At 72.1% G+C, this 10,632-nt stretch carries 8 protein-coding genes and 1 pseudogene; 4 read left to right on the top strand and 5 right to left on the bottom strand.

Translation table 11 applies throughout. The features are described from left to right. The first annotated feature begins 311 nt into the window (after window positions 1-311). The 4 genes from VHK87_RS02555 (at window position 312) to VHK87_RS02540 (ending at window position 3,757) form a co-directional block, all read left to right on the top strand. Window positions 312-965, top strand: coding sequence for a GntR family transcriptional regulator (locus tag VHK87_RS02555; protein WP_329633330.1), 654 nt, complete (start codon window positions 312-314; stop codon window positions 963-965). A gap of 168 nt (window positions 966-1,133) precedes the next feature. Continuing rightward, complete coding sequence (locus VHK87_RS02550) at window positions 1,134-1,259, top strand: hypothetical protein (RefSeq protein WP_329633329.1); 126 nt, start codon at window positions 1,134-1,136, stop codon at window positions 1,257-1,259. Between the two features lie 48 nt (window positions 1,260-1,307). Then, the gene (locus VHK87_RS02545) at window positions 1,308-1,967 is read left to right on the top strand and encodes a lasso peptide biosynthesis B2 protein (protein WP_329633328.1); all 660 of its coding nucleotides are present in this window, start codon (window positions 1,308-1,310) and stop codon (window positions 1,965-1,967) included. Continuing rightward, window positions 1,964-3,757, top strand: a complete 1,794-nt coding sequence (locus VHK87_RS02540) for an asparagine synthase-related protein (RefSeq protein ID WP_329633327.1) — start codon at window positions 1,964-1,966, stop codon at window positions 3,755-3,757. The genes VHK87_RS02545 and VHK87_RS02540 overlap by 4 nt, the downstream gene beginning before the upstream one ends. On the opposite strand, the gene VHK87_RS02535 is transcribed toward VHK87_RS02540, so the two are convergent. The 5 genes and pseudogenes from VHK87_RS02535 to VHK87_RS02520 form a co-directional block, all read right to left on the bottom strand. Then, window positions 3,669-6,197 (bottom strand): alpha/beta hydrolase family protein, encoded by a 2,529-nt coding sequence (locus tag VHK87_RS02535; RefSeq protein ID WP_329633326.1) that lies wholly within the window; start codon window positions 6,195-6,197, stop codon window positions 3,669-3,671. The genes VHK87_RS02540 and VHK87_RS02535 overlap by 89 nt on opposite strands. After that, a complete protein-coding gene (locus tag VHK87_RS02530) occupies window positions 6,197-9,253 on the bottom strand; it encodes a TonB-dependent receptor (RefSeq protein WP_329633325.1) in 3,057 nt (1,018 codons plus the stop codon). The genes VHK87_RS02535 and VHK87_RS02530 overlap by 1 nt, the downstream gene beginning before the upstream one ends. 143 nt (window positions 9,254-9,396) lie before the next feature. Beyond that, on the bottom strand, window positions 9,397-10,224 hold the full coding sequence (locus tag VHK87_RS02525; RefSeq protein WP_329633324.1) for a FecR family protein: 828 nt from the start codon (window positions 10,222-10,224) through the stop codon (window positions 9,397-9,399). 3 nt (window positions 10,225-10,227) lie between these two features. Further along, window positions 10,228-10,371, bottom strand: a pseudogene (locus VHK87_RS19430) (FecR/PupR family sigma factor regulator); the annotation flags it as partial. Further along, a partial coding sequence (locus VHK87_RS02520; RefSeq protein WP_329633323.1) for a sigma factor-like helix-turn-helix DNA-binding protein occupies window positions 10,368-10,632 on the bottom strand: 265 nt, incomplete at its 5' end. The pseudogene VHK87_RS19430 and the gene VHK87_RS02520, both read right to left, overlap by 4 nt.

Below are 10,632 nucleotides of genomic sequence, written 5' to 3'. Positions count from 1 at the left end.
CCGTGCGGCGAGGACGCGATGGGCGCACCCGCAGCTACGACCGCTTGGTCGCCACCTGCCTGGTGGCCGGGGAGCCGCTCGCGCAACGGCTGCGGCGTTCTGCCGAGGACCGGCGCGCGCGCTGAGCGGCCTCGGCATGGGCGTGAACCCAGGCGAGGCTCGGCGCGGCTGCGACGGACTGGGCCCGCAAGGTTCTTGCGGACGTCCGGCAGCGAGGGCCGGGATCGCCGCCAACGAGAGTTGCGGGCTTCAGTGAGCTCGCGGCAAGCGCCCTTGAAAACCCAGCAGCCGCGACGCCTTGCTGGTTCCCTGTGCAGCGGCAAGGGAGAGATCCGGTGCCTGGCGGACGCGAGGAGCCGTTCAAAACCGCGTTGAGAGCCCTGAGGGAAAGGCTGCGGGACGGGGCGTTTCCGCCCGGGCGCAGGATCGCCGCCGTCGACGTCGCCGACTCCCTCCGGCTGAGCGCCACCCCCGTGCGGGAGGCGCTGTCTAGACTCGCGGGCGAAGGCCTTCTCGACGAGCTGCGCGGGCAGGGGTTCTATGTCCCGCTTTACACCAGCGCCGATGTCGCGGACCTCTACCGGTTGTCCTGGGCGCAGCTGAGGATCAGCCTGTGCAGGGAACGGCCAAGAGTTGGTCCGCAAGGATGTGCGCAGGCGTTCCTCGAGCAGGACCCGGTGTCCGCGGTGGAGCGGCTGTTCTCCAGCTGGATGGCCGAGACCGGCAGCCGCGTCCTGGCCGGATGCTATCGCCGGACCCAGGCGCAGCTCGCCCCTCTCCGTCGGCTCGAGCATGAGGTTTTCGCCGACCTCGAGGAGGAGGCCGTTCAGCTTCTCGCGCTCACCGTATCCGACTCCGTCGAGGCCCGGGCCGGGCCCATCGAGCTTTTCCATCAACGGAGGATCGCCGCCGCGGAAAGGCTGGCGGCGCTGGCCGCCATCCGGACGGCGGGCGCGCGGAGTTGAGCCAAAGCGCCGATCTCCTCCCCCGCGGAGCGCGGCCCGCCGGCCAACCGCACTTTCACCGAGCTGGCCGGCGCGAACTATAGCGGCGATATAGTTTGAATAGACCCGTCCGCGCCTGCCTGATCGAGCCGCCGCCAATCCGGCGGCGAACAGATGTGGAGGCCCGACATGTTCCGGCTCTTCAAGCTCTCCCCCCTCCGGCTCCTGAGCCTCGGCGGCGCAAAGGCCAGCACCCACGGCCCGATCGCCGGCGAGCAGCTCGAGGACGATTTCGTCCCCTATAACGGCGCCTGACCGGAGCCGCCGGCGCCGGCCGACGGGCCGGCGCCGGTCTTCTCAGCCATGCGCCTCGCTTTCCCCGCCCATGTTCACGCCGCCGTCGTCGGCGAGGATCTCGTGCTTCTGGACACGGCGGCAGACGCCTACTTTTGTGTCCCGGGAGGCGCGGCGCGCCTGCGCCCGGACGCGAACCTCAGTGGACTGGATCCGGACGAGCCCGAAGCAGCTCTCCGACTGCGGGCGGCCGGTCTCGTTCTCAGCGGCCCGGCCCGTCGCGCCACTGCGCCGCCGCCTGATTTGCCGCGCCGCGGTCTTCCTGTAGAGCCTGGCTGGTCGCTCACCACCCGGGAAGCAGGGCGGCTTGCCGGCGCCGTGAGCGACCTGCCGCGGCGCTACGCCTGCAGGCCCCTGCGGCGCATCCTGAGCAGCGTCGAGGCCGCACGGGGGAGGGGGACGCCCGTCGCCGCCGCGTCCGAGGCTCTACGCCTCGCAAGCCTCTTCCAAGCCGCCGCCATTTGGCTGCCGATGCCGCGGAAGTGCCTTGTCCGCAGCTTCGTCCTGCTTCGCTTCCTCCAGCGCTCCGGCTGCCGCGCCACGTGGGTGTTCGGCGTCAAGACGTGGCCCTTCGGCGCCCACTGCTGGCTCCAGCTCGATGATTTCGCTCTCGACGACGCGCCTGAGCGGCTCGCCGCCTACACGCCCATCCTGGCGGTCGAGGGATGAACGCCAGCTTCCTGGCGCTCGCCTGGTGCAGCGAGCCCGAAGCGGGGCGGCTGGAATCCGCCGCCTCTGCCTTGCGCGCCGCCGGATGGGCGGAGGCGTTCGCGCAGCGGGGCCTCCGGGTATGGACCCGCCAGCCGTCGCCCCTTCCGTTCGCCGTTGAAGACGGCGGCGCCCTCCTCCTCGTCGGACGCCGCCATCCGCGGCTTCCGGGGCAGCCTGAACAGCCGCGCTCCGACGTCGCGTCGCGGGCGGAGGCTGTGGCCCAGCGCCTGACGCGCGAATGGTGGGGGAGCTATGTCGCGCTCATAGGGGAAGGCGGTGCGGGAACGTGGCGCGTTCTGCGCGATCCCTCCGGCGCCCTTGATGCCCTCGTCTGGCGCTCCGGCGATGTCTACATCGTCGCCTCGCAACTGGAGGAGGTCCCGGCCTGCCTGTGGCCGGACGAGCTCGCTCTCGACTGGGACGCCGTCTCGGAATTCGTCCTTCACCCCTGGAGCGCCGGATCGCGCTGCGCTCTGGCGGGCGTACGCAGCCTGGTTCCGGGGGAGCTCGCATCCCTGGACGGACGGTCGGCTCCGGTCCCGATCTGGCGGCCGCTGGACTGGATATGCTCCGACGCGGGTCCCCATGGCCCATGGCCCCGGCGACTGCGGGAGCTGGTGGTGGCGACGGTCGCGGCGCTCGTCGCGCCCTACGAGCCCGTGCTCGCGGAGGTATCCGGAGGCCTTGACTCGGCCATCGTCGCCGCAGCGCTCGGCGCCGCCGGACTGTCCCCGCGTGTTCGCACGGCTCTGCACTACTTCGGCGACCGTTCAGACAGCGACGAACGGGCGTGGGCGGCGCAGGTTTGCGATCACTGGAACCTGCCCATCAGTTGCGTCGCCCGAAGCCTTGAGCCGTTCGATCCCGAGCGCGACTTCCTCCCTCTTGCGCAGGGCGCCCGCCCCCCGGCGGCGGCCCTGGACAGCTGGCGCGACCGGCAGGCCGCAGCGGAGCTGAAGGCTGCGGGCGCTCAGGCCATCGTCACCGGAATGGGGGGTGACGCTGTCTTCTTCCAGATGCCGAGCGCTCTTGTGCTGTCCGATCTCCTCAGCGCGCGCGGCCCTGGGGCGCTCTTCGATCCGGCGTTCCCCGACATGGCCCGCTGGCTACGCCGCTCCGTCTGGTCCGTGGCCGGCGAGGCGCTCGCAGGCCTTCGGTCCGTCCGATCCCACGCTCCCAGGAGCCGCTTCGCCGGGCCGCGCGCCCTGGCGAGCGCGGGCGGCCCGGGGCACCCCTGGCTCCAGCACCTTCACCTCGGGCCGCCGGCCAAGTCGCTGCAGATGGCCGCGCTTGCGGGATTCCAATCCATCCTTGGCCGCAACAGGCGGAGCGCGGCGGCCGCCGTTATCCACCCGCTGCTTGCACAGCCGGTCGTGGAGCTCTGTCTCGCCATCCCGACCTACCAGCACGTCGCTGGCGGACGCGACCGGGCGCTCGCCCGCCGCGCCTTCGAAGGGTTGCTGCCCGCGGCGGTCCTCGACCGCCGCTCGAAAGGCGAGCTCACCTCCCACTTCAGCCGACGGGCCGCGGCGAGCCTCGAGCATCTCAGGCCGTGGCTTCTGGACGGCGCGCTGGTCCGTGCCGAGGTGCTGGACCGGAAGGCCGTGGACCTGGCGCTCCGGTCGGACGCCCTCATCCAGCGCGCCGACGGACTGGCCCTCATCTCTGCGGCGGCGGTGGAGGCTTGGGTCCGCTGGTGGCAGTCGCAGATCCCGGACGCTCGCTCGGCTCCGCGCCGGCTGGGGTGACCTCGCTGAGGTGCCGCTGATACCAGGCGAACAGTCGAGTGTAGAGATCCCGCAGGTTGCCGGGGCTCGCATAGTGGTGCCCTTCGCCCCAGTAGGTCACCAGCAGGGCGTCTTTGCCCTGCCGGAAAAGCTGCGAGAACATCTCCTCGGCCTGGGAGATCGGAAAGTTGTCCATTTCGCCGTGAACCAGCATCACAGGGGCGCCGATCCGGTCCGCTTGTAGCGCCGGGCTGTTCCGCACATAGCGATCGAGATCCGCCCAAGGCGGGGCGCGCATGTCGCCCTGCAGCGCCTCCACCCAACCCGACCTTGAGTAGGTGCTCGCGCCTTCGTCCGCGTGCACCCGCTTCCCCGGACTGAAGGTCCCGTGCAGGCTGGCCAGGTTGCTGGGCGCCGCCTGGGCTACGGCCGCGTCGAAGCGGTCAGTCTGGGTCAGGATCGCGAGCACCGCGAAGCCGCCGAAGCTATGGCCCCAGAGGCCGAGCCGGTGCGGATCGAAGGCCCCCTGCAGGTCCGGCTGGCGGGCAGCGGCGTCGACGATCGCCAGGACCTCGTCGGCAAGGCCGACGGCGGGCCCTTGGTCTGCGCGTCGGGCCGGCAGGCTCGGCAGCAGGACTGCGTAGCCCTGACCCGTCAGGGGCGCGGCGGGGAAGAAAGGCGGGTGGCTCAGCAGGAGGTGCTCGGGCCTGCGCGGCCAGGTCTCGCCGGGATAAGGCAGGACAATTAGCGGTGGGGGGGCGGCGTCGAGAGGCGCGCCGGCCCATGGGAGCAGGATCCAGCTCACGAGAGCCTCGCCGCCGGGCCCGCGATGCGGCACCGGGACGACGCGCGGGAGGACGACATCCCGCAGCCGCACGTTGATCGTGGCCAATATCCGGGGATGCGACCTTGGCTTTCGCTGCTCGAGCGTCTCGCGGCCGCCCCCGTCCACCCGCACCACCAGGACACCGGCGCCGGGGCCGGCGTCCACCAACGCGGTCCTCGGACCCGGCAGGCCGGTCCGGCCGGACATGGCGCCGCCTGCGCCGAAGCGCACGAACTGCGGCCCCACCGGACGCTCCAGAACGCCTGAGATCGCCTCGCCAGGGGCTGGCGCCAGCGCCGCCCGTCCGGGGACGCCCTCGGTCCGCCGCCTGACCGGCTCGAAGGGAGCCGATGTCAGCCGCCTCGCCCGGCCGGCCGGATCGATGCGCCAGGCTGCGCCATCCCCCGCGACCAGCAGGGCCCGCGGTGTAACCGTCAGCCCTTCCCGCGGCGGCGAGGCGAGCGCCCCGGTGAGCCGCACCGGCCCCTCCGCACCGAGCCGCCACCAGTCCGCGCGCTCTCCCGCGGCCGGCCGGGCGAAGACGAGCGGATCGTTCCCCCACCAGCCGCCGTAAACCACCTCGGGCCGACGTTCCACCACGGCTCGAAGAGCGGCGCCGACGGGCCGCACCGTGCCCGTCCGGCCGTCCACCTTCACCAGCCGCCCTTCCGTCCAGGCCTCGCCGTCCGCGCGCGCGTACGCCAAAAGCGCCTCGCCGCCCGGAGACCAGCTGAGCAGTCCCGAGAGCATGTCGCACTTCGGGCAGGGGCGACGGACTTGGCCAGTTCGCACATCCGCGAGCACGAGCCGAAGTCGCCGCGTCGCCATGCCGTACGGCCCCTGCACCGGGTGGTCCTTAGCCAGGGGGATGTCCTCGGCCGCCTCCAGCAGGGCGATGCGGCCACTCGCCTCCGACGCCTCAACGTCCACGAAGTCGCCCTCAACGAGGGTCCGGACCGCACCCGTCCGCGCGCAGACGATCAGCAGCCGCTTGACCGGCGGCCGCGGCCGCACGGCGAGGTGGCGCCCGCTGCCGATCGCCGTCACAGAAACGCCGCCGCTGGCGGAGGCGGCCCATCGCTGCGGGAGCGCGGCCTGCGGCGTCATCCAGCGCAGCTCGTGAGGCAGGTCCCCGTCCGGCCGTGCGATCACCGCCAAGGAGGAGGGCGATACCCACTGAAGGCCCCTGGCGCCGCCGATCTGCTCCGGTGTGATCGGCAGCCAGCGCACGTGACCGGCGGCGACGTCGACCAGGCCGAGGTCCCAGGCCTCGTTCGTCAGGCGGTGCACGACGGCCCAGCGGCCGTCCGGCGAGAGCGGCCCCAGCCGGTAGCCGTGACCCGGCGTCGGCGGGAAGAGCGGGACGAGCCCGCCGCTTCGGGCGAGGTCCCCAACCATGATGCGGGTCCGAAAGAGGTCGTTGTAAAGGAGGCGGTCGAACCTTGCCGCCGAGGCGTAGGGACCTCGCTGCTCCACCAGCACGAAGCGGCCGCCTGCCGCCGGCGCGATCGCGCCGAACGACTCCCTCTGCAGCAGGTCGTCCACCTCCGTCGCCCTGGCCCCGGCAGGTCCCGCACAAACGCAGGCCGCCGCCGCGGCGATGGCCGCGGCCCTGTTCCCCAGCTTTCCCGACATCACCAGCGCCGGGTCAGCTGCACCGCCACGAAGCGGCCGATGATGTCCGCGTTGGATGGGTCGAAGGCGTAGCCGAAGGGATTGTCGTAGAACGGCGGCGGCGTATCGAAGACGTTGCGCACGAAGAGGGATAGGGTGGTTCCCTCGAACCGACCCGTCGGCGCGGCCAGCTTGGCCTGCAGGTCCAAGGTGGTGTGGGAGTCGATCGGTCGTCCGCCCGCGTCGTCGAACCCGGATAGGTGGTTCACCGCCGCGCCGAGGGAGAGCGGGCCGCGGGTCCAGTCGGCGGTCGCCCGCAGACGAAGGTCGGCCGGGTAGGTGGCCAGGCCGGCGAGCTCGATGCCGGGCGAGGTGGGCGTCAGCGACTGGATGTAGTCCAACAGCTGCGAGCCTGTGAGGCCGAGCGAGAGGTCGCCGCCGAAGGCGCGGGTCGTCCAGCTGGCCTGGATGTCCAGTCCGCTGACCGTCAGGCCGCCGGTGTTGACCGCGCGGATGTCCACCACGGCGCCGTAAGCCGTCACGGGGTTGAGGCCGCGGATCCGGTCGGCCGCCGGCTGGTCGAGCAGAGCGGAGACGAGGGCCAGATCGGCCGCATCCGTGGCCGGCTGAACACGGCGCACAAAAGGTGTGAAGCGCGTGTCGAGCAGGGCGCCCGCCAGGTTCTGGGTCACCGGACGGTCGATGCGGTTGTCGAAGACGGTCTCGAACCAGCTCGCCGAAAGCCGCAGGCCGGGCGCCCAAGCCGGTCGCCAGTCCACCCCCGCCGTGAAGGTCTCCGCCGTCTCCGGCTGCAGGCCCTCGTTGCCGCCGGTCAGCACCAACGAGAGCACACGCGCCGAGCTGCCCGAGGGGAACTGCAGCGCCTGAAAGATCTGCGGGCTCTTCAGCTCAGCAAGACCTGGCGCGCGGAACGATTCGCCCCAGGAGGCCCGCAGGCGAAGCCCCTCGAAGGGTGTCCACGCCAGGCCCAGCTTGGGATTGAGGGTGTCGCCGAAGTCGCTGTAGCGCTCGAACCTTACGGCGCCGGAGAGCTCCAGGGCGCGCAGCCCCGGCCGGCCGTTCTGCGGACCGGCCAGGGGGACGAGGACTTCCGCAAATGCAGCCGACACCGTCCGGCGCCCCGACACCGGCGCCTGTGGGATGGGCGCGCCGGTGGAGAGGAAATTGGTTCCGATCCGCGCAAAGCTCTCCTCGCGCAGGTTGCCGCCGACGGCGAGCTTGATCTCGCCGCCCGCGAGTTCGAACAGCGGCCCGTCCAGTTGCAGGTTGCCGGCCTCGATGCGGGACCTGCCGCGGGTGTGGGTGAAGCCTGAACCGATGGCGGCCCGAACCGCGGCCGGATTGTGCGGTTGACCGGTGAACGGGTTGAACCAGCCGTCGCGCGAGGGGCTGTAGGCCGTAGCGGCGCTGTCCGGAACGTTGCCCAAGGCTTCGGCGAGGATGGCCGTGTTCGCCAGCCCCTCCGTGACCAGGCTGTCGATCTGCTGGCCGAAAGCGGCATAGGCGTCAGCGCCCCAGCGGCCGGGGAGGCTGAGGCGAGCGCCGAGGCTTGCGGTCAGGGACTGGGCGGTGCTGCGCGAGAGCGGCGCGGGGAGCTCCCCGGCGAAGCTGTACTGGATCTGATGGGAGGCCGCGCCGACCGGCGACACAAAGAACGGGTTCGCGCCCGTCACAGTGAGGGTCGTCGTGGACGCAGCGATCCTGGCGTCGGCGGTGCGCAAGGTGTAGCTGGCGTCCCCCGACACCTCGTGCCGTTCGCCGATCTCCTGCCGAAAGGCGGCGTAGGCGCTCCCCAGGCGCTGGCGGGGCAGCATGTCCACTCCCTGCTGCAGACTGGCGAGATTGATGTCCCCGCGGGTGAAGTCCGTTGGGCGCAGGCCCAATCCGTCCTGGCCGCGCGGAACGGCCCACAAGGGGCCGGAGACGCCGGTCGCCGGATCGAGGCCGAGGATGTTGCCCGGGTAAGCGCTCGGGGAGCGGAAGTCGGATCCGCCGAACCGGCGTAGATCGGCGGAGCGGGTGTAGTCGCGCTCGGCTGCGGCCAGGGGCTCGCGCGCCGAGACCTCGACGGCGGCCAGCAGGTTGCCGGTCGCCCAGGTCCGGCCCAGGACCAGGCCGGCGAGCGCTTCCTCGGCGCCGCCGGCCGGAGCGGCCCCGCCTCGGATCCGCAACTCGCCGCCGTCGAAATCTCGCTTCAGGATCACGTTCACCACGCCGGCGACCGCGTCGGAGCCGTAGATCGCCGAGGCGCCGTCCAGGAGGATCTCCACGCGCTCGACCGCGGCGGTGGGGATCAGCGAGAGGTCGACGAAGTCGCCCTTGTTGCCCGACGGGGCGATGCGGCGGCCGTTGACGAGGACCAGGGTCGCGCTGGGGCCGAGGCCGCGCAGGTTCACGCCGCTGGCGAAGGTGAGATTGTTGCCGAGCCGGTTTGCGCGGGTGGTGACCGAGGCCTCGGTGTTCTCGCCGCTGTAGTTCTGCGGCAGCAGGTTGATGGCCTGGGCCAGGGTGGCTTGTCCGCTGCGCTGCAGGTCCTCCGCGTCCATCACGATCAGCGGCGAGGCGACCGAGCCGGCGCCGCGGATGTGGGTCCCGGTGACCTGGATTTCCGAGACGGTCGATGCGGTTTGCGGCGGCGGCTCGCGCTGGGACGGCGGCGCGCCGGGCGGGGCGCCGCCCGCCTCACCTGCGAAAGGGCGCGCCGCCTCCAGGGCCCGCGCCGGCCCAGCGGCCGTAGCCGTCCCGCCCTTCGCCTTCAGGACCAGGACGGCGGGCCCCGCACGATGGACCAGGATGCCGCTGCCGGCCAGGAGACGGCTCAGGGCCTGTTCGGCGGTGAACGTCCCGATTACCGCGGGCGCCCTGCGTCCGGCCACCAGATCGGGCGAGAACAGCAGCTGCTCTCCCGTCTGGTGCGCCAGGGCAAGAAGCGCCGGCTCCAGCGGGCCGGCCTCGATGCGCACCTGCGCCGGCTGGGCGGCGGCCGGATGGGCGCTCAGCAGGGCCGCAGCCGCAAGCCCTGCGAGCAGGGCGGCGCGGGTTCTTGAGACGCTCATCTTCATCGGCATCGGCGTTCCCCCGGACGCCTCCAGCACGTGGCCTGGCCGCAGCGGCCTGGCTCATTCCCCGGGCAGGGGTGCGTCCGAGTGGGTAGACGCAGGCGAGGGGCCGTCACCCTATGCCCGGCCGAAGAAAATCGTCAGCTCCCCGGGGAGGGGCGGGGAACGAGCCGCACGCCGCCCGGTTCGGGCCGCGACTGCAGCGGGAAGATGGCCTCGACGGCCGCTTCGAAGGCGGCGGCGTCGCCCACGTCGAACACGCCGCTGACCGGCGCCTGCGCGAGCTGCTCCGGAGCCTCCAGCACCAGCTTGTCCTCCGAGTAGCGGTTCATCTCGGCGATCGCGGCGCGCAGGGGCACATTGCGGAAAGTCAGCCGGCCTGTGGTCCAGCCCGCCGCCTCCGCCGCGTCGGTCGGTCGCGGCTGAGACAGCCCCTCGGGAGTTGCTGTCAGCTGCTGATTGGGCGTCAGCTGCGCCGCCTCGCGGTCGCCGTGCGCGACCGCGACCGCGCCTTCGAGAAGGGTGACCTGCACCGTCTCATCGGTGCGCCGCACGTCGAAGCTCGTGCCAAGCGCGGTCACCCGCACTGCATTAGCCGTGACCACGAACGGCCGGTCCGGATCTGCGGCCACGTCGAAGAACGCCTGCCCACGGCGAAGCTCGAGCGACCGGGCGGCCCGCCGGTAGCGCACCTGGACCACGGTGTCGGTGTTGAGCCGCACGCGCGAACCGTCCTCCAGGACCACCAGCCGCTGCTCGCCGACTTGGGTCCGGTAGACCGGCTCGGCCGACAGGGCGAACCAGGCGGCCGCCGCGGCGAGGGCGCCGGCCGCTCCGAACCCGGCGAGGCGGGGGTCAATTCCGCGATGGCCTCGAAGTGCAGGGCCTCGCTGCATCGCCAGTCGTGTCGCCGACTGGATCTGCGGATCGACGGCCAGGCCGCCCGCGGCCTGCCAAGCGCGCTCCACCTCCTCGTATGCTCGAGCGTTCGCGCTTTCGCGGCGCCAGGCCTGGAACGCGCGGAGCGTCTCGGAGGAGACGGAGACACGGCTCAGCCGGGCGAACCAGGCGGCCGCCTCCTCACGCGTTCGGTCCGATGATCCTCTTCCTGTCACTTCCGCGGCCTCGCCACCAGCGCGGCGCAGAGCGCCAGCGCCTTGGACATCCGCGCCTCCACGGTCTTGACAGACAGGCCGCAGCGGACCGCGATCTGATCGTAGCTCAGGCCGCCGAAGCGGCTCAGCAGGAACACTTCCTGCAGCTTGGGAGGCAGCCCCAGGATGGCCTGCTTGAGGGCCAGGGTCTGCTCCTGGGCGGGGGGCGAGACGGCGGCGGATTCGTCCGCTTCCCTCACCAGCACGGGGCGTGCAAGGCGG

Source organism: Phenylobacterium sp. (assembly GCF_036263695.1).
Classification (GTDB): Bacteria; Pseudomonadota; Alphaproteobacteria; order Caulobacterales; family Caulobacteraceae; genus Phenylobacterium.
The sequence above is the reverse complement of the archived record's forward strand: the minus strand, read 5'-3'. Positions and strand labels throughout refer to the sequence as shown.

What these genes read in the sequence shown, in the direction of transcription:
- VHK87_RS02535 (WP_329633326.1), bottom strand. Translation starts at nt 6,197, where the DNA reads ATGTCGGGAAAGCTGGGGAACAGGGCCGCGGCCATCGCCGCGGCGGCG.
- VHK87_RS02540 (WP_329633327.1), top strand. Translation starts at nt 1,964, where the DNA reads ATGAACGCCAGCTTCCTGGCGCTCGCCTGGTGCAGCGAGCCCGAAGCG.
- VHK87_RS02530 (WP_329633325.1), bottom strand. Translation starts at nt 9,253, where the DNA reads ATGAGCGTCTCAAGAACCCGCGCCGCCCTGCTCGCAGGGCTTGCGGCT.
- VHK87_RS02545 (WP_329633328.1), top strand. Translation starts at nt 1,308, where the DNA reads ATGCGCCTCGCTTTCCCCGCCCATGTTCACGCCGCCGTCGTCGGCGAG.
- VHK87_RS02550 (WP_329633329.1), top strand. Translation starts at nt 1,134, where the DNA reads ATGTTCCGGCTCTTCAAGCTCTCCCCCCTCCGGCTCCTGAGCCTCGGC.